The organism is Acidisphaera sp. S103 (assembly GCF_009765975.1).
Lineage (GTDB): Bacteria > Pseudomonadota > Alphaproteobacteria > Acetobacterales > Acetobacteraceae > Rhodopila.
In genome coordinates this window covers 214,510-233,559 of sequence record NZ_LMUJ01000092.1, presented here as the reverse complement: position 1 = coordinate 233,559, position 19,050 = coordinate 214,510, and the positions used below count along the sequence as shown (strand labels likewise).

Below are 19,050 nucleotides of genomic sequence, written 5' to 3'. Positions count from 1 at the left end.
GAACGGGGATACGATACGATGAGGCACCTGCTTCTCGCCGTGGCGGCGATCATGCTGCCGGCGACCGCCTTCGCCCAATCATGCGAACTGAAAATCGGCGCCATGGGGCCGATGTCCGGCGGTGGTGCGCAATGGGGTCTGTCGATGAAAAGCGCGGCCGAACTCGCCGCGGCCGAGGTCAACCAGCAGGGCGGCGTCAAGATCGACGGCAAGACCTGCAAGGTCGCCGTCGTGTCATACGACAGTAAATATACCCCCGACGGTGCCGCGGCCGGCGCCAATGCCCTGGCCGGGCAGGACATTCATCTGATCATCGGCCCTGTGGGTTCGGTCGAAAACGCCGCCGTCAAGCCAGTGGCGGCCCGCAATGGCGAACTGGCCTGGAACGCGGCCTATGCGACCAACGCGCAGGAACCGAAGTATCCGCTGATGTTCCAGGTCAGTCCGCCCCCGGCGATATGGGCCGACCTGGTCATCAAGCGAGCGATGAAAACCTTCCCGATGAAGTCGGTGGCGATCGTCGTGCCGAACGACCAGACCGGCACCGACGTGGCCAGTGTGGATGGCGCGGCCTACAAGGCCAACGGTGTCGCCGCGACGTCCGAATTCTACCAGCGCGGCACCACCAACTTCGCGCCGATCATCACCCGCGTTCTGGCCACCCATCCGGATGCGGTCGACACCGCATCCTCGGCGCCCGGTGACGCCGGCGTCATCGTCAAGCAACTGCGCCTGGCGGGCTTCACCGGCCCGATCGGCCGCGTCGGCGGCCCCGGAACGGCGGAGATCCTGCGCGTCTCCGGCGGCATGGACGTGTTGAAGGATTTCTACTGGTACGAAGCCGTGCCCACGGACGATCCCAAGGTCCAGGCGATCGATGACGAATACCGCAAGCTTCTGGGCCACGATCCGGTGGGCGGCACCACGTTCTGGTCGTACCTGCCGGGCGCGCGCATGACCATGAAGGCGCTCCAGACAGCCGGCACCAACGACGCGGACAAAGTCGCCGCGGTGCTGCGCACGATGCCGGTGGAGGACCCCAACATCGGCAAGGGTTACTGGACCGGCAAGAAATACTTCGGCATCCAGCAGACCCTGTTCTTCCCGTTCGGCATCGGCATCATCAAGGACGGCAAGAACCTCGGCGTCGAACGCCAGGAAGCCCAACCGGAATGATAAGAGGACACCTCTAGCTGTGGCGGAGTTCTCGCAAGCCGCGATCATCGGCGTCAGCCTGGGCGCGCAGTACGCCTTGCTGGCGCTGGGATTCACCCTGATCTTCGGCATCCTGGGGGTGGTGAACTTTGCCCATGGCGGCTTCTACATGCTGGGCGGCTACGTCGCTTATAGCTGCGTCGCCTATGCCGGCCTGCCATACCCGCTCGCCGTCCTCGTGGCGGTCATTGCCACCGGCGCCCTGGGCTGGATATTCGAGCTGTACCTGCTGGAACGTATGGTCGACGACCACCTCGCGACCCTGATGCTCACGCTCGGTCTGTACCTGGTGATGTCGACCGGCCTGCTGACGATCTTCGGCCCGCTATCGATGGAATTCGCCTTCCCCGTCAAAGGCGCCATGCACCTCGGCCCGATCTACGTCCCGCGCGAGAACCTCATCGTCCTGGCAATCTGCCTCACGACCATCGCCGCGCTGTGGCTTGTTCTGTACCGCACCGACCTCGGCCGCGGCCTGCGCGCGCTGGCCGATGATCGAGCCATCGCCATGGCACAGGGACTAAGGCCGAAACTGCTGTTCCCGTTGGCCTTCGCTATCGCCACAGCACTGGCCGGCCTGACCGGCGCCCTCGTCACACCGATCCTGTCATTGTCCCCCGGCGTCGGCGATCCGGTGCTGGCGACCTCCTTCCTGACCGTCATCCTGGGCGGCCTCGGTTCCTTGGAGGGCGCCGCCCTGGCCGCTTTCGTCGTCGGCGTCGTCGAGGCGTTCTCCAGCGTCTATTTCGGCGGCTCCATCGGCGCCCTGGTGCTGTTCGTCCTGGTCCTTCTCCTCCTCGTCTTCCGCCCCACCGGCCTGCTCGGCCGCACCGTCAGGGGCGCCTGAGGGTGCGCCGTAACCTGCTGGGCTGGGCGGATCTGATCGCGCTGCTGGTGTTGGCCGCCGGGTTCTTCGTTCCGATGCTGACCCACAGCGTGCTGGTCTACTCGATCCTGAACCAGGTCTTCACCGGCGTGATCGCGGCCGAGAGTGTCTGGATCATGCTGCGCATGAACCTGCTGTCGTTCGCCACGCCGACTTTCATGGCGATCGGCGGCTACACCGTGGCGATCGCGGGCGAATACAACGTCACCGACGCGTTCCTGATGACCGCCGCGTCGTTCATCCTGCCTGCCCTGGTCGCCATCCCGCTAGGGGCGCTGGTCCTGCGGCTGCGCGGCACATACTTCGTGCTGGTGACCTTCGTCCTGTCGCAGATCATGCAATTGGTGCTGTTCGAAACACCCAGCCTGACCGGAGGCTCCAACGGGATCGCCGGGGTGCCGCCGGTGACCTTGTTCGGCACCGAAATGGGCACCAACCGCCAGGTGCTGGAATTCGCCTGCGGCCTGGCCATGTTGGCAACACTGATCACCGGCCTGCTAACCCGCTGGTTTCGCCAGCACTTCGCCGCCATCGAGGAAAACGAGATCCTGGCCGAAAGCCTCGGCCTGGTTGTCTGGCGTTACAAGGCGATGGGGTTCGTCGTCGCCGCTGGTATCTCCGGCCTCGCCGGTTATTCGTTGGTCAACATGCTGCTGACGGCGCACCCGAGTTCGTTCGATTCCGGCACCGCGGTCGACTTCATCGCCTACACCATCATCGGCGGCCGCGTGTCGATCCTGGGGCCGGTACTGGGGACCGGCGCCCTGGTCTATGCCACCAACCTGTTCGGCACCCACGGCCAATACGCGCAGGGCCTGTACGGCGTCCTGATCCTGGTGGTGGTCCTGGTGGCGCGAGGCGGTATTGTCGGCACCGTCGCCGCGCTATGGCGGAGGCGCACGTCATGACCGAGTTGCGCGTCGAATCATTGGCGAAACGCTTCGGCGGGCTGCGCGTGTTCCAGGACATCAGTTTCATCCTGCCGCAAGGCGGATTGCTCGGCGTCATCGGTCCCAACGGCGCCGGCAAGACCACGCTGATCAACGTGATCTCCGGCCGTCAGCCTGCCTCCGCCGGCCGTGTGTTCCTCGGCGGCCGGGACATTACCAACAAGCCCGCCCACGCCGTCAGCCGCCTGGGTCTCGCCCGCAGCTTCCAGCAAACGAACACGTTCAAAACCGTCCCGGTCGGTGAAAACATCGCCCGAGCCATCCGCTTCGGCGGCCGAGGTACGCCCGCCGGCCTGGACCGCATGCTGGATGAGTTCGGCCTGACCCCGCGCCTGACCGAAATCTCCGACAAACTCCCATACGGCCTGCAGAAAATGCTGGGCCTGGTCATGGCTTTCGCAACCGGACCCGCGATCCTGCTGCTGGACGAACCCGCCGCCGGCCTGGAGCGCGCCGAACGCCACAACGTCGATACGTTTGTCGATATCGTGCGTCAGGCCGGAGCCAGCGTGCTGATCGTGGAGCACGACATGGACCTGATCCGCCGCATGTGCCCGCGCATCCTGGTGCTGGACGCCGGCGTCCTGCTCGCCGACGGCTCCCCCGCCGAGGTCCTGGCCCGGCCCGACGTCATCGCCGCCTATCTGGGCGAAACCGAGGACGCCGCCTGATGCTGCTGCAAATCGAGGACCTGTGGGTTCGTTATGGTGGCATCACCGCTCTGTCCGGTATCTCCATCGATGTGCCGGAGGGCGAAACGGTTCTGCTGGTCGGTGCCAATGGGGCAGGGAAGTCCAGCACCATCAACGCCATTATCGGCCTGGTACCCACCGCCAAGGGCCGCATCGTCTTCGGCGGCACCGATCTGACCCACATCCCCTGTGAACGCCGCGCCCGCCTGGGCATCGGCTTTTCCCCCGAGGGCCGCCGCGTCTTCCCCACCATGACGGTGACCGACAACGTCCTGTCCGGCGCATTCGGGCTGGGCCGCAAGCGCCAGATGGAAGCCCTGGACTGGCTGCGATCGGCCTTCCCCCTGCTGGTGGATCGCGCCACGCAACCGGCCGGCCAACTGTCCGGCGGCCAGCAACAGATCGTCGCCCTGGCCCGAGCGATGGCGTCGTTCCCCAAACTGCTGCTGATGGATGAGCCGTTTTTGGGTTTGGCACCGGTCTGGATCAAGCAGATCAGCGACGCCATCCTGCAACTGCGCGCCCGCGGCACCACGGTCCTGATGACCGAACAAATGGCTCGGCCGGCCCTGAAACTGGCAACCAGCGGCTACGTGATGCGCGGCGGTGAAGTGCGCCGTAGCGGTCCGGTGGACACGATCCGCGACCTGGCGCTGGCCGACGAATACTTGTGATTACTGTTCGGGCGGCGGGTCCACCACCAGTTCGACGCCGGTGTAAAGTTCGGCCAGGGGAATGGAAATGCCGATCTCCGACATCTCCAGGTTCAAGTCGCCAGCGATCACGTGGCCAGCCCAGTCGCCACGATCGCGACTGAACACCGTCGCTGCCTGCCGGTCCTGTTCCAGGATCACGTAGCGCTGGATCGAAGGGGTGTCGCGATACTCCTGGTTTTTGATAATGCGATCCACGCCGGATGTGCTGGGACTGATGATCTCAAACACGACAACCGGGTCGGTAATGAATGTTGCCTTTCCAGCCACCGGCGAGCAGACCACGAATGCATCGGGGTAACGGACGCTTCCAGCAACAAGGATTTTCAGTTCGCTGCCGAACGGCTCACACGGCTTGCCTCTTAACCTGGACCCAAGCTCAGTGATTAAATTGCGTTGCACACGGGAATGGTTGGCAGACCCACCCGTCATTGCGAACACGTGGAACCCGTCGAACTCATAACGTGTCGCCTGGCGTTCCTCCCACTCCAGGAAGGCTTCGATCGACATCGGTTGGCGCATCGCTGTGCTCATGCCTACACGATACCACAGACTACCTCAGTCGGCACCCGGATTTGGCGTCCGGCGGTCCCTGCCTCTAAACTGCCACCACGACACGAACCGAAGGACCCGCCCAGGATGAACGACCAAGTGACCGAAGACCCGCAAACCATCCTGGACCGCATCCAGCAGCAGGCAACCCGTTACGAGACCCCATGCGGCGAAGGCAAAATGGTCTGGCACCTGTGGGATCAGTCCGGCGGCACCGCCCCGGTCGTCGCCCTGTTCCATGGCGGCGCCGGATCATGGCGGCATTGGATCCGCACCATCCCCGCCCTGGTCCCCACCTACCGCGTCCTGGTGCCCGACCTGCCCGGCCTGGGCGAATCGGACTTCCCACCCGACGGAGACGACGCGTTCTCCATCGCCGGCATCGTCGCCAGCGGAATCGATGCCATCATCGGCAACGAAACAACCTATGAGGTCGTCGGCTTCTCCTTCGGCGGCACCATGGCGGCCTGCGTCGGCGCCCTGGGCGGCAAGCGCGTCCGTTCCGTTACCATCATCGGCTCATCAGGCGTCGGCGCCCTGGGCTCCGCGGTGAAACTGGAGAAAGTCCGCCATCTGGAGGGCCAGGAGAGGCACGACACCCACCGCACCAACCTCAACCGCCTGATGATCGCCGACCCGGCGAAGATCGACGAATTGTCCATCGCCATTCAGGACTGGAACACCATTCGCTCCCGCCTGCGCACCCCCGCGATCTCCCGCAGCGGCGCGATCATGAAGGCGATCGACCGGTTGCAGTCACCGCTGAACGGCATGTGGGGCGAATTGGACGCGCCGGCCAACCCCAAAGGCCCGGAGCGTGTCGCCACCTTGCGCGCCCATAGCCCGCAAGCCGACATCCGCCTGATCCCCAAGACCGGCCATTGGGCGGCCTATGAGTCCCCCGAAATCGTCAATCCGACCCTGTTGGAAATGCTGGCGCGCACGCGCCCCTGATCGCCGCCGCCCTGGAGGAAACAAGCCATGAACGAACGATCCACCGGCCCCGGCGAGATGATGGGCGATGCCGGCCCCGGCATGCTGCAAGGCCTGCGCGTCATCGAAATCGCTGATGAGCGCGCCGAATACACCGGCCTGCTGCTCGCCGGCCTCGGCTGCGAGGTCATCAAGATCGAGCCGCCCGAGGGCAATGCCACCCGGCGCATCGGCCCGTTCCTGAATGACGAACCGGGGCCGGAACGGTCGCTGTTCTTCTGGAACTACAACCGCGGCAAGAAATCCGTCGTCCTGGACATCCAGTCGCAGCCGGACGAGCTGCTGCGTCTGCTGGACGGCGCCGACATCCTGCTGGATTCGTCCTGCGGCGCCCTGAACACCGCGCTGAAGTTGGACCGGGCAGCGCTGAACGAAAAATTCCCGCATTTGATCACCGCCCGCATGACGCCATTCGGCGACGACGGCCCCTGGGCAAACTTCAAATCTTCCGACCTGATCCATCTCGCCCTCGGCGGCGTGATGATGAACTGCGGTTACGACCCCGATCCGAATCTAAACTTCGATTCCCCGCCGATCGCACCGCAGGTCTGGCACGCCTACCACATCGCCGGTGAGCAACTCGCCACCGGCATCATCGCCGCCCTGATCGCGCGCCATCGCACCGCCCAAGGGCAAGACGTGTCTGTCGCGGTGCATGAGGCCGTGTCGAAAAACCCTGAACTGGACATCATGCATTGGGTGATGCGCCGCGTGCCGCTGTGGCGCCTGACCTGCCGCCACGCGCTGGAGACCCCGAACCATTCCCCCAGCATCATGCACACCAAGGACGGCCGCTGGTACATCTCCCACGGCATGGGGGCCCGCGATCTGAAGGCGCTGGTGCCGTTGCTGTCGAAATACGGCATGCAGGCCGACCTGCAACCGCCGCCACCCGACGCTGACCTGAAAGCCCGCGCTGTTCCCGGCTCGACCGCCAGCGATGAAACGCGAGCGCACATGATCGACGTGGTGCAGCGCTTCGCCCGAGCCTGGACCTACAACGATCTGCCGTGGCTGGAGGCGCAGGAAGCCGGCCTGCTCTGGGCACCGATCCGCAAACCGCACGAAAACGCCCTCGACGAGCACTGGATCCAACGCAGATCCTTCGCCGACGTCTACCACCCGGAACATGGCCGTTCGTTCCGCTACCCCACCAGCAAATGGCTAACCAACAAAACAAGCTGGCAGGTCGGGCGCCGAGCCCCGCTGCTGGGTGAGGATACCGGAACGATCAACCCGAAGACCCCCACCGTTCCTGCCCAGGCAAAACCAGACACCGACGCAAGAAAATCCGCCCTGCACAACAAACCGTTCCCCCTGCAGGGCGTGAAAATCCTCGATTTCGCGTGGTTCCTGGCCTCCGCCGGCGGCACCCGCTTCCTCGCCGCCATGGGCGCCGAAAGCTACAAGGTAGAGTGGAAGGACAACCCCGACACCCGCCTCGCCGCCATGGCCCCGATCGGTGGACGCGCCGCCCGAGACGCCGCGACCGGCCCGCTGCCGGGAGTCAAAGACCTGAACATGGGCGGCCAGTTCAACAACAAGAACGCCGGCAAGCGCGGCATCTCCCTCAACATCCGCCACCCAAAAGGCTTGGCGATCGCCAAAGACCTCGTCCGCATCTGCGACGTCGTCGCCGAGGGCTTCTCTCCCGGCGTCCTGCAACGCCTGGGCCTCGGCTACGACGTCATGAAGAAAATCCGCCCGGACATCATCTACATCCAACAAGCCGGCATGGGCGCGCACGGCACCTACGGACGCATGCGCACCGTCGGTCCCGTCGCCGCCGCGTTCGGCGGCCAGGCCGACATGTCCGGCCTCCCCGAACCCGCCATGCCGGTGGGCTGGGGCTATTCCTACCTCGATTGGATGGGTGCCTACGGCTACGCCCTCGCCCTGCTCGGTGCCCTCTATCACCGCGACCGCACCGGCGAGGGCCAGTGGATCGACGCCTCCCAGTGCGAGTCAGGACTTTTCCTCACCGGCACCTCCATCCTGGACTGGTCCGCCAACGGCCGCGAATGGCGTCGTTACGGCAACCGATCCCCGTACAAGCCGGCCGCGCCGCACGGCGCATTCCGTTGCAAAGGCAACGACCGTTGGGTCGCTATCGCCTGTTTCACCGACCAGGAATGGCAATCCTTGGCCAAGACCGCCAGCCACACCGAATGGCTGGACGATAAGCGCTTCGCCACCCTGACCGACCGCCTCGCCCACCAGGATGCACTGGAAGCGGCCGTCGGCGCCTGGACTGCCACCCGCACCGCCGAAGACATCATGGCGGCGCTGCAAAACGCCAACGTCCCCGCCGGCGTCTGCCAAAACTCCGAGGACCGTTGTGACAACGATCCCCAACTGCGCCACCTGAAATGGCTGACCGAGGTCACCGGCACCAAGATCGGTACCTGGCCGGTCTATGAGTTGCCGATGAAACTATCCCGCACGCCCGCCTACATCGGCGGCCCAATCAATCGCGGCGCCCCCGGCTACGGCGAAGACAACGCCTGGCTGCTGACCGAACTTCTGGGGATGACGCAATCGGACGTGCAGCGGCTGGCAGAGGAGGGGGTTATCTAACTGCAGCCGACGTCATGTGCAGATCGGCATCCACGCCTTCTGCCCGCCCAAATACATGACGGCTGCACCGGCGATGCCAATGGCTATGTCGATTGCATAGCGCCACTCAAGCCCGTGGCGTGGCCTGCCCCATCCACGCGTCCCACCAGATGGGGACCGCCGCCACCGGCAACGGCCTGGCGGCGAGGAACCCCTGGACTTCGTCCGCGCCAAGATCGCGCATCCGGTTCCAGATCGCGTCGGTCTCCACGCCCTCGGCCACCACGGTCAACCCGTGTGCTTTCGCCTGCACGATCGTCATGGCCAGGAAAGCCGCGATCTCCATGGACTCGTTCACCTGCTGCACGAGTTCCTTGTCCAGCTTCAGGCTGGTGAACGGCAGCTCCAGCAACGGCGCTAGCCGCGGCACGGCGGGGCCGACATCGTCGATCGCGGCGCCATACCCCAGCCTGCGCAACCGCTCCAGCGAACGGCGCAGCATTGGGATGTCGTCGACCGGCCGACTTTCGGTCAATTCGATCACGATATCCTTGGCGGCCAGCCCGGCGGCGATCCGCTGCTCCTCCAGCCGATCCAGCGCGGCGGGTTGCAGCAGTACGTCCAGCGGAAAGTTCACCGACATCCGCAGCCCGCGTCCGGCCAGAAACGGACCGGCGAGGTCGCCGAACGACCGCGCGGACACCAGCCTGGTCAATTCGGCCGCCAGCCCGGCATCTTCCAACTGCGGCACGAAGCGGTCGGGCAGCAACGTACCCCGTTCCGGATGATTCATGCGCGCAAGCGCCTCCACCCCGACAGGATGGCGATCGGTGATGCGGATGATCGGCTGATAGCGGGTTTCGATCATCGCACCATGCAGCGCGGCCGTCAGTTCGGCCAGGTTCATGATCGATCCATCGCGGGGAGGGGAAGTCGCCATTAAGGCCTCTGCAACGGATCGGGATGTGGCCGTCGGCACGGCTCGGACATGGGGGCGGCGGGAATCGGCAGTGCCCAGCACCAGCATGTCCGTGTCCGGCGCGGCGACTTCGGTGGTGAGATCAGCCAGTTCATCCAGCAGCCCCTCCGCATCGTTCCGATCCACAAGAAGATGGGTGTAATGCGAAGTCGTTCCAGCCAACCGAGCCAGCGCGTCACGAGCGTCGCAGGTCAACACGTCTCCGCCGCCCAATGCCCGCGTCGCGCCGTGAACCGCACGTGACCAGATTGCGCTGCGGCTGACCAGAAGCAGGCTGACTTCCGACGAGCGTGGTTGCCCTTGTATGTGGGCAGCAGCGCGTGTTGCTGGCAGGCTTTTCTCCATGCCCTCTGCTAACCTATACGACCTATATGCGCGAGAAAAATCCCGGTAATGAGATGTTAAAACAGCATCAACACCGTACGATCGTCATAACCTATTCGTGCTCTGAAATGTCACGTATTACTTGGAAACTTATTTAATACAAACATCAGCGCTTTGTCACGACTGGAAATTTGCCTTTCGCTTCTCCACGAATGCCGCCATGCCTTCTTTTTGATCCGGCGTGCCGAACAGCGACAAAAACAGTGCGCGTTCGTGTCGAACACCCTCCACCAGGGTCGATTCGAAGGCTCTGTTGACTGCCTGCTTGCCGAACTGCACCGCCACTGGCGACAGGTTTGCGATTCGGTCTGCGATTTTCAACACTTCTGGCAGTAACTGATCCGCCGGAAAGACCCGAGACACCAGATTGGCCCGTTCGGCCTCTGCCGCGTCCATCATGCGCGCCGTCAGCACCATGTCCATCGCCTTCGACTTGCCGACCGCCCGGGTCAGCCGCTGCGTGCCGCCGGCGCCGGGGATGACACCCAGGTTGATCTCCGGCTGGCCGAATTTCGCCGTGTCGGCGGCGAAGATCATGTCGCACATCATCGCGAGTTCACAGCCGCCGCCCAGCGCGAAGCCGGCCACCGCAGCGATCACCGGCTTCTTGATCTGCAGCACGGCTTCCCAGTTGGCGCCGATGAAATCCTCCACCATCGCGCTGGGGTTGGTGCGGTCGCGCATCTCCTTGATATCCGCGCCCGCAGCAAACGCTCGGTCGCTGCCGGTGATGACGATGACGCCGATCGCCTTGTCGGCGTCGAACGCCCGCAACTGCTCGCCCATTTCCTTCACCAGCGCGTCGCACAGCGCGTTCAGCGCGGCGGGGCGGTTCAGCCGGATCAGGCCGACGCGGCCATGAGTTTCGACGATGATGTTCTCGTAGCTCGCCATAACTCAACTCTCCCCAACGCAACGATGAAAACCTGACCGACCATACCGTCCCCATCCACCCTTGTCATGGCGGGGTCATCTCATCGTCCACGACCGGCGGCCGAGCCAGGCCCATGCCGCGGAGCAGATCGGCGAACGCGCTCAGCCGTCCCTCGCGATACGCGTCCATGTCGATGCCCTCATAGTCCAGGAAACCTTGGCCGGTGCTCATGCCGATACGCCCCGCCGCCATGTTGCGCGCGATCACCTCCGGCGCCTGGTAACGTGGGTGATCCAGCGTCTTCGACAGATACTCGCTGGCATAATGCAGGATGTCGCCGCCGCCCCAGTCGATGAACTCCAGCAGCCCCAGCACCGCGAAGCGGAAGCCATACTTAACCGCCTTGTCGATGTCCGCCGCGCTGGCCACACCTTCGTCCACCATCCGCGCCGCCTCATTCATCGCCAGCAACTGGATGCGCGGCACGATGAAGCCAGGACGAGCCGCGCAGACCACCGGCACTTTGCCGACGCTCTCCAACAACGCCATCAAACGGGACGTGGAATCAGCACTGGTGCGCGCGCCGGGCGACACCTCCACCAGCGGCACCAGAAACGCCGGGTTCAGCCAATGCGCGTTGAGAAACCGCTCCGGACCCGACACCGCATCGGCCAGCGCATCCACCAGGATGGTCGAAGTGGTGGAGGTGATGATCGCCCCAGCCCCCGCCATGGCCGACGCCCGAGCCAATGCCTCACGCTTCAACGGCAGGACTTCCGGCACGCCCTCGAACACCACGCCCGCGTCGGCCAACGCGGCCTCCGCCTCGGCTCCCCCCACAACGCGGACGCGTCCGGCCACCGGTGCCACCTGTTCCGGCCGCATCAGCCCAATACGGGCCAGCATCGCCAGCGTGCCGCCGATCTCGGCCGTCGCCTCCGCCGCAAGCCGAACGAAGGCATCCGGCGGGCGCGGCTTGAAGTCGACGACCGTCACGTCATGGCCGGCGAACGCGAAAACCACGGCGATGCCGCGGCCCATGCGTCCCGCACCCAGGCAGACGATCGGCTCCCTCACGCGAAACCGTCCCGCAACAGCGCCTGCAACGCCGACCGGTCAAGCCCGCCCAGGCCCAGGCTCGCCAGTGTGCGGCCGGACCGCAGGAAATCCTCGCCGCAGATCGCCGACCCCAGCGCCAGGAAGCCGCGCGCCAGAGGCGTGTCGACCCCCACCAACGCTGCGACGGAAACCAGCAGCGAAAGCCCGATCCGCGTGTCCTCCAGCATGTAGCGGTGTTCGGTCAGCACCAGATGTTCGTGCCAGTCGCCGGAATCCGTCAGTTTCTCATGCGAGCCACGCCCGTACATCCATTCGTCGCCCTCGCGCGCGTAATGATCGGCGAGAGGAAAATGCGGCGGCCCATAGCCCAGCGCTTCCCGCACCGCGATCCGTTCGGCATCCAGCCGGTCGGTCACGCGGCGGACGGACGGCTGGGTGCCTTCCTTGTGGATGTCCCACCGGTCGAAATGCTCGATAGGGCCAGCGTTCATCAAGATCAACGGCGGATGGATGATCGGCCCGGCATTCATCAGCGCGCCAGACAACGCATCACCGCACGGCTCGATTGCATCCGGAAACGCCACCGCGATCACCCGCAACGCATCCGCCGCTCGGGACTGCGGAAACACACCCGTGGGCAGCCGCTTGCCGCGCCCTGATATCCGCACCGCGTGCGGACCATGCTTACGGGCGAGCCAGGGCAGGGTGCCCGTCTCGGCGAAACTGACCGAGGCCCGATTGCCGGCATCACGCGCGGCTTGGGCGAAGATGAACGATCCGAAGCTGCCGGGCGGTAGGAACACGACCTGCCCGTCGGACAGCAGTGGCGCCAGCTTGGCCGCGATCGCCGGCTGAGCGAACGCCGGCGTCGGGCACAGGATCAACTCGACACCCGCCGCCGCCGCCGCCAGATCGGACGTCACGACCGCCAGGCGGGCTTCGTTGTCGCCGGCATAATCTTTTACGGCGACCGAACCGCCAGCCGAACGATGGGCCGCCGCCGCTTGCTCATCCCGCCGCCACAGCCTGACCTCATGGCCCGCCAGCGTCAGATCGCCGGCGGCGGCGAACGACCCGTTCCCGCCGCCTAGAACAGCGATTTTCATATGGACAGCGGAGGCGACGATGCGATTTTGCCCAATGGTCAGCCCTCCACGGTTTTCGACCATCACCGGTTACGGTGAAACGTTTTAAGTGTAAAGCAGTCCTGAACCGAACCGGTTACCGCCGCCGCACCACATACCCGGCGGCCTCCCGGTCCCACGTCCCCGCGGTCACTCCGCGTTCGCGCAACTTGAATTTTTGTATTTTCCCGTTCTCGGTGCGCGGCAGGTCCGCCAACACCTCGACATACCGAGGCACCGCGAAATGCGGCATCCGGGCCTCGCAGAAGCCCATCAGGGCCACCGGATCGAACGGCTGGCCGGGACGGATCACCAGGGCAACCATCACCTCGTCCTCCGCCAGGTCGGAGGCCACCGGAAACGCGGCGGCTGCCTCGACATCCGGATGCGATAGCAGCACCTGCTCCACTTCGTGCGAGGAAATGTTCTCGCCGCGCCGGCGGATCACGTCCTTCAGCCGGTCGACGAAGCGAAACCAGCCGTCTTCATCGCGTGCCACCCGGTCGCCGGTGTGGAACCACAGGTTGCGCCAAGCCTCCACTGTCTTGTCCGCCATCCCGAGATAGCCCGATGCAAACGAGAACGGCTCCCGCGCCCGCAATACCAATTCCCCCGGAACCCCGGCGGGCAAGGGGTTGTCGAGTTCGTCCACCACCTGTGCCTCAAACCCCGGCCGGATGCGGCCCATGGCCCCCGGCTTGCGGTCCGCCACGGTCTCCCCAATCACGAAGTTGGTCTCGGTCGAGCCGTACCCATCCACCAGCGACACCCCGGTACGTTCGGAAAATGCCGTCATCAGGTCCGCCGGCACACCCGGCCCCAGGCCGCGGCGGACGCGATGCGCCCGTTCGGCTTGCGTTACCGGCTGGGCCAGCAAGATCGGCACCATCGCCCCCAGCAGATACACCACCGTGGCGCCACGCGCCGCCATCGCCGACCAGAACCCCGAGGCCGAGAACCGGCTTTCCAGCACCATGTGCGCCCCGGTGAGAAGCGCCTGCGCCAACGTGTTCAGCGCATTGATATGGAACATCGGCAGTGTGGTGCACAGGACGTCATCAGCCTCGACCTCTAGCAACGCGGCGGAATTGGCACCCCACCAATAATATTGCGCATGCGGGCAGATTACGCCTTTCGACGGGCCGGTAGTCCCCGATGTGTACAGCACCGCGAACGGATCACCCGACAGCGCGAACTCCGCATCCGCCGGGTCGGCCGGACCTGGAAACGGCTCCATCAAACCATCGGACAGACCGTCTCCGCCCACCACCCAGACGCGCTCGACGGGCAGCGTGCCGGCCAGCATCAGGCGATTGAGAAAACGATGTTCCACCGCCAGCAACCGAGCACCGCAATTGCGAAGATAGTAGCCGATCTGCGGCCCCATCGCGGCGGTGTTGATCGGCACCAGCACGGCGCCGATCCAGCCGCATCCCAGCACCAGTTCTAGCAGTTCCGAACCATTGCCGCACAGCGCCGCCACCGGATCGCCACGCCGGACCCCGGCATCACGCAGACTGCCGCCTCGGGTAGCGGCGATCCGGCACGCGTCGGCTACCGTCCAGGTGGTGTCGCCCACCGTCACCAGCTTGCGCTCGGGATCGGCCGACCGCAGCATGGCCGGCAGCGTCCGATCCATCGGCGCCAGCATCACCGAGCGCTCGCGAACCGCGTTTCCAGCACGTAGTGGACATTGCCACCGGTGAACGGCGGGAACTGGTTGAAATCCGCCCGCATCTCCTGCAGCACCGGGGTCAGTAGACCGGCACTCAGCGCCTCCGGACTGTCGAACAGCAGCTTGTTCCGCTGCATCATGTCTTCCCGCGCCCAGCCCAGCCCGTCGACCCAATCGAGGCGTGTGTAGATCTCGATCGCCCGCACACCGGGAAACTTCGCCATCAGCGGCGGATGATGCCGGTTGTAGTGGCCATTCCAGGCGTTCAGGTCCTCCGCCGGCCCCGGATACTGCACCAGGTAGCTGCACGGCGGTGCCCCCACCGGCGTGCGCAGAACCGCATCGGGCACCGGATAGCGCCGCGCCAGCATCGCCTGCTGCGTCACCGTTCGGCGTCCATCGGCCAAATGCCGCAGCGGGCTGTCGGCGGCGATTGCGGCCTCCAGCGCCTCGATCGTGTCGAACTGGAGTTGCAGTACCAGGGCAGGGGGCGGCTCATTATCCGGGAACGGATGTGCGGTTTCCTGACGGGGCCGGCTCATCACGAGGCCCTGTCGCAGACCGGGCAGATGCCGAACCGTCCCGGCGATCGAATCCAGCGCCGCCGGCTCGAACGACGCCGCCGAACCGGCATCACGAAAGAACGCAAACCAGGAGAACGTCATTTGTCACGCGACTCCCTGACAGGCCAAGCGTCGCACTCTACGGACCGCTTGTGAGGCGCGTCTAGTGTCCTGCCCCAGAAGTTCGTCTCATTCTGCGACGGATTTCTGGGATTGGAAGGTCACTGAAAACAAAGAGCTAGTGTCCCGAATCTGAAGTTCGCCCACTGTGGTGAACTTCAGATTCGGGACACTAGCGGGGCTTCACGACCCACCGGATAGCAAGGCGCGCAAGGCCGGATCGCGATCCGCCACCGGCAGCGCCAGGGCCGCGGCCAGCATCGAACGCAGGGCCGGACAGAACGCCGCAGGGTCAGCGTCCTGGCGCAGCGCCGCGGCAGTCGGATTTTGCGCCGCCTCGGGCAGCGTCTGGACCAGCGCCGCCAGTACACCGGCCTTGTCCGCCGCATCCACTCTTACCGTCGGAGCTTCTTTCACATCGTCACGGACATGTTGCAGTGCCGCTTTCAAGGCCACCAGCGTACCGGCCTGGACATGGGTTTCGATATCGACCGGAACGTCATGGGTAAAATCCCAGCAGATCTCCGAACCGGCCCCTTGCAGCGGCTCCAGCAGATCCACCGTCGTCGTGGCGAATTGGACAAGCGCCTCGTCGGACGCCCAGCGCAGGTCCTTGACCGCATCCGCCCACGCCTGGAACAGCACACTATCGGGAATCACCAGCGCCGTTGGCGGCGGGCCGGAAGCGACACCCGTCTCAACCAATTCATCCCGGGAGGGAAACCACAACGCCTCCGGCGGCGTGCGCAACACATGATCGATGAAGGCCGCCGGCACACTCGCCGCGCCGTAAGCCTGCCGCATGACGGAATCCACCCGCACTTGTGCCACCCCGGACGCACTGGCCTGATGAAAGCCAAGCCGCGCATCAGGCGCCACGTAGCGGTGTTGCCCGCCCAGGAACGCCAGCGTGCACGCCGAGGCGCAGAACCGCCCGACATACGTGTCCAGTCCGCGCGTCCGGATAATGTCGGCGACCGTGAGCGCGGGCTGCACATATCCGCCGGGACTTTCCAGCCGGACAGCCCGCACCTGCGGCGCCCCAGCCAGCACGGCGGCGAAATCCCCAGGCACGGCCTGGGAGAAACTGCCCGAAATCTCCACCTCGGCGCCGCCCGGCAGCACCCGGATCGCGTACGGCGCATTGAATTCAGTCTCCGGTGGCGCCCCTTCGTAAACCACCGGCAAATCGTTCGCCCGTGCCGGGCCGGCGACCAGGATGGCCACGAGAGCCATGCAGGACAACAGCAACCGGACGGTGCCGCGGCTCACGCTGGATCGCGGCCCCACATCAGCGCTGCCTCCGCGGGCAATAGAACGTACTGCGCCCGGACTGCACGATCCGCTGCACGCCCTTGCACGTATTGTCACGCGGGCAGGCGGGGCAGGGCTCGCCCTCCCGCCCATAGACCTTCCAGGCGTGCTGGAAATACCCGAGCTCCCCGTTAGTCTGTACATAATCCCGCAACGACGAGCCGCCGGCGGCGATCGCCTCGGTCAGCGTCTGCTTGATCGCCGGCACCAGCCGCTTGGCCCGCGCACCCGGAATCGACGCCGCCAGGCGCACCGGCGAAACCCCCGCTCGGAACAGCGCCTCGCACACATAGATATTGCCCAGTCCGGCAACGATCTTCTGGTCCAGCAGCGCCGCCTTGATCGGCGTCTTCTTCCCCTCCAGCGCCGCCGACAGCGTTGCGACCGAGAACGCGGTGTCCAGCGGCTCCGGCCCCAGACCCACGAGCAACCGATGGGCATCCTCCCGATCGGTCTCGATCAGATCGACCGAACCAAAACGCCTCGGATCAACGAACCCCACCCGCCAACCGTCGTCGGTTTCCAGCTCGATGTGCTCGTGTAACGTGATGTCGTTGCGCCCCACCGGCTCCACCAGCATTCGCCCGGACATACCGAGATGGATCAGCACCGACCACCCGCTGTCCAGCCGCATCAGGATATACTTGGCCCGCCGCCGGAAGCTCGTGACACGCGCACCGGTCAGCCGAGCGGCCAGACCCGGGGGCAGGGGCCAGCGCAGGTCCGGCCGCCGAACGACCGCACGCCGCAGCACGCGTCCTTCCAGGCGCGCCTGCAGGCCTCGCATCACGGTCTCGACCTCGGGGAGTTCCGGCATATCAACGTTCAGGCTATACATCCGGCCCATGACCGACAATCCCATGCCAACCGTCGATTTTGGCTTCCGTTCGGTCGCCGCCACCGAGAAAGCCGGCCTGGTCCGAGCCGTCTTCGACAGCGTGGCGCCGCGCTACGACCTGATGAACGACCTGATGTCGCTGGGCATCCATCGGGCCTGGAAACAGATTTTTATCAGTGATCTGCAACCGCGCCCCTCCCACACACTGCTGGACCTCGCGGGCGGCACCGGAGACATCAGCTTCGGCTGGCTGAAACGCGGCGGCGGCCCCGTGTTCCTGACCGACATCAACAACGCGATGCTGTCCGTCGGCCGCGACCGCGCCCTGAACCGCGGCTTCGCCAACGACATCAGCTTGGCCGTCGCAGACGCGGAAAAACTGCCGCTGCCGGACCGTTGTGTGGACCGGGTCTCGATCGCCTTCGGCCTGCGCAACTGCACCGACAAATCAGCGGTGCTGCGAGAAGCCAGGCGCGTCCTGAAGCCCGGCGGCCGCTTCCTGTGCCTGGAATTCTCCCGCGTCAACGTCCACGCGCTGACCCCGGTTTACGACACCTGGTCGTTCAAAGTGCTGCCGCGCCTGGGCCGCATGGTCGCCGGCGACGCTGACAGCTACCGCTATCTGGCTGAAAGCATCCGCACCTTCCCCGACCAGGAGACCCTGGCCGGCATGATGCGCGACGCCGGTCTGGTTCGGGTAAACGTACGCAACCTGTCCGGCGGCATCGCTGCGATTCATTCGGGGTGGCGGCTGTGAATCCAGCCTGTCCTGGCCGAATGGTACCGCTGGTTACCGGCACTAACATGAGCATCACCCCATGACCGGAAAACGCATCCTCCTCATCATCTCCGGCGGCATCGCCGCCTACAAGGCGCTGGAGCTGATCCGCCTGCTGCGCCGCCGGGACTACGGCGTCACCTGCGCGCTGACCGACAACGGCGGCCAGTTCGTCACCCCCCTGTCCCTCCAGGCCCTCAGCGAATCGAAAGTCTACACCGAACTCTTCTCGCTGACCGACGAGTCGGAGATGGGACACATCCAGTTGTCCCGAACCGCCGACCTCGTCGTGGTCGCCCCAGCCACCGCCAACATCCTGGCCAAGATGGCCGCCGGCCTGGCCGACGACCTCGCGTCCACGCTGCTGCTGGCCACTGACAAGCGCGTGCTCGTCGCCCCGGCGATGAACGTCCGCATGTGGCTGCACCCGGCGACCCAGGCCAACATGGCGACCCTGGCGAAGCGCGGCGTCCTCATCGTCGACCCGACCGAGGGCGCGATGGCGTGCAACGAATTCGGTCCCGGTCGACTCGCCGAACCACCAGAAATCCTGGCCGCGATTGACAGAATCCTAGCCCCGGCCGTCGGTCTGCTCACCGGCCGCCACGCCCTGGTTACCAGCGGCCCGACGCATGAGCCGATCGACCCGGTGCGCTACATCGCCAACCGCTCCTCCGGCCGGCAGGGCAACGCCATCGCGGCGGCGCTGGCCGAACTCGGAGCCCGCGTGACCCTGGTCCGTGGGCCGGTCGCCGTCCCCGATCCCCAAGGAGTCACAGTCCACC

General features: G+C 65.4%; 18 protein-coding genes. 9 read left to right on the top strand and 9 right to left on the bottom strand.

Going from position 1 to position 19,050, the window contains the following annotated elements; all coding sequences use genetic code 11:
- The first annotated feature begins 18 nt into the window (after nt 1–18).
- From GSQ89_RS30785 to GSQ89_RS30765, 5 genes are read left to right on the top strand one after another with little or no spacing between them, the layout of a single operon-like run.
- Nucleotides 19–1,176, top strand: a complete 1,158-nt coding sequence (locus tag GSQ89_RS30785) for an ABC transporter substrate-binding protein (RefSeq protein WP_158931917.1) — start codon at nt 19–21, stop codon at nt 1,174–1,176.
- Between the two features lie 19 nt (nt 1,177–1,195).
- Nucleotides 1,196–2,062, top strand: coding sequence for a branched-chain amino acid ABC transporter permease (locus GSQ89_RS30780; protein WP_158931916.1), 867 nt, complete (start codon nt 1,196–1,198; stop codon nt 2,060–2,062).
- 2 nt (nt 2,063–2,064) lie between these two features.
- A complete protein-coding gene (locus tag GSQ89_RS30775) occupies nt 2,065–3,009 on the top strand; it encodes a branched-chain amino acid ABC transporter permease (RefSeq protein ID WP_216856497.1) in 945 nt (314 codons plus the stop codon).
- Nucleotides 3,006–3,722 carry an ABC transporter ATP-binding protein gene (locus GSQ89_RS30770; RefSeq protein ID WP_216856496.1) on the top strand — a complete coding sequence of 239 codons (717 nt, stop codon included), beginning with the start codon at nt 3,006–3,008 and terminating at the stop codon, nt 3,720–3,722. The genes GSQ89_RS30775 and GSQ89_RS30770 overlap by 4 nt, the downstream gene beginning before the upstream one ends.
- Complete coding sequence (locus GSQ89_RS30765; RefSeq protein WP_216856495.1) at nt 3,722–4,417, top strand: ABC transporter ATP-binding protein; 696 nt, start codon at nt 3,722–3,724, stop codon at nt 4,415–4,417. Before GSQ89_RS30770 ends, GSQ89_RS30765 begins: the two co-directional genes overlap by 1 nt.
- On the opposite strand, the gene GSQ89_RS30760 is transcribed toward GSQ89_RS30765, so the two are convergent.
- Complete coding sequence (locus GSQ89_RS30760) at nt 4,418–4,978, bottom strand: Uma2 family endonuclease (RefSeq protein ID WP_216856494.1); 561 nt, start codon at nt 4,976–4,978, stop codon at nt 4,418–4,420.
- A 117-nt stretch (nt 4,979–5,095) separates the two neighbouring features.
- On the opposite strand from GSQ89_RS30760, the gene GSQ89_RS30755 reads away from it, so the two are divergent.
- Nucleotides 5,096–5,962, top strand: a complete 867-nt coding sequence (locus GSQ89_RS30755; protein ID WP_158931913.1) for an alpha/beta fold hydrolase — start codon at nt 5,096–5,098, stop codon at nt 5,960–5,962.
- 27 nt (nt 5,963–5,989) lie between these two features.
- Nucleotides 5,990–8,578 (top strand): CoA transferase, encoded by a 2,589-nt coding sequence (locus GSQ89_RS30750; protein ID WP_216856493.1) that lies wholly within the window; start codon nt 5,990–5,992, stop codon nt 8,576–8,578.
- Between the two features lie 106 nt (nt 8,579–8,684).
- Here GSQ89_RS30750 and GSQ89_RS30745 read toward each other — a convergent pair whose 3' ends face one another.
- The 8 genes from GSQ89_RS30745 to mutM form a co-directional block, all read right to left on the bottom strand.
- Nucleotides 8,685–9,881 carry an EAL domain-containing protein gene (locus tag GSQ89_RS30745; protein ID WP_216856492.1) on the bottom strand — a complete coding sequence of 399 codons (1,197 nt, stop codon included), beginning with the start codon at nt 9,879–9,881 and terminating at the stop codon, nt 8,685–8,687.
- Between the two features lie 156 nt (nt 9,882–10,037).
- A complete protein-coding gene (locus tag GSQ89_RS30740; protein WP_158931911.1) occupies nt 10,038–10,814 on the bottom strand; it encodes an enoyl-CoA hydratase in 777 nt (258 codons plus the stop codon).
- Between the two features lie 64 nt (nt 10,815–10,878).
- A complete protein-coding gene (locus GSQ89_RS30735; RefSeq protein ID WP_216856491.1) occupies nt 10,879–11,871 on the bottom strand; it encodes a 3-hydroxybutyryl-CoA dehydrogenase in 993 nt (330 codons plus the stop codon).
- Nucleotides 11,868–12,959 (bottom strand): NAD/NADP-dependent octopine/nopaline dehydrogenase family protein, encoded by a 1,092-nt coding sequence (locus tag GSQ89_RS30730; protein ID WP_158931910.1) that lies wholly within the window; start codon nt 12,957–12,959, stop codon nt 11,868–11,870. The genes GSQ89_RS30735 and GSQ89_RS30730 overlap by 4 nt, the downstream gene beginning before the upstream one ends.
- A 115-nt stretch (nt 12,960–13,074) precedes the next feature.
- Nucleotides 13,075–14,628: an ATP-dependent acyl-CoA ligase gene (locus GSQ89_RS30725; RefSeq protein ID WP_158931909.1), complete on the bottom strand. Its 1,554-nt coding sequence runs from the start codon at nt 14,626–14,628 to the stop codon at nt 13,075–13,077.
- Nucleotides 14,628–15,317, bottom strand: a complete 690-nt coding sequence (locus tag GSQ89_RS30720) for a hypothetical protein (protein WP_158931908.1) — start codon at nt 15,315–15,317, stop codon at nt 14,628–14,630. Before GSQ89_RS30720 ends, GSQ89_RS30725 begins: the two co-directional genes overlap by 1 nt.
- 201 nt (nt 15,318–15,518) lie before the next feature.
- On the bottom strand, nt 15,519–16,607 hold the full coding sequence (locus tag GSQ89_RS30715; RefSeq protein WP_158931907.1) for a hypothetical protein: 1,089 nt from the start codon (nt 16,605–16,607) through the stop codon (nt 15,519–15,521).
- 19 nt (nt 16,608–16,626) lie between these two features.
- A complete protein-coding gene (gene mutM / locus GSQ89_RS30710) occupies nt 16,627–17,466 on the bottom strand; it encodes a bifunctional DNA-formamidopyrimidine glycosylase/DNA-(apurinic or apyrimidinic site) lyase (RefSeq protein WP_158932028.1) in 840 nt (279 codons plus the stop codon).
- Nucleotides 17,467–17,494: 28 nt separating this feature from the next.
- Between mutM and GSQ89_RS30705 the strand changes: the two genes are divergently transcribed.
- Together GSQ89_RS30705 and coaBC are read left to right on the top strand one after the other, a co-directional pair.
- Nucleotides 17,495–18,244 carry a class I SAM-dependent methyltransferase gene (locus GSQ89_RS30705; RefSeq protein WP_158931906.1) on the top strand — a complete coding sequence of 250 codons (750 nt, stop codon included), beginning with the start codon at nt 17,495–17,497 and terminating at the stop codon, nt 18,242–18,244.
- A 61-nt stretch (nt 18,245–18,305) separates the two neighbouring features.
- A partial coding sequence (coaBC, locus tag GSQ89_RS30700) for a bifunctional phosphopantothenoylcysteine decarboxylase/phosphopantothenate--cysteine ligase CoaBC (RefSeq protein ID WP_158931905.1) occupies nt 18,306–19,050 on the top strand: 745 nt, incomplete at its 3' end.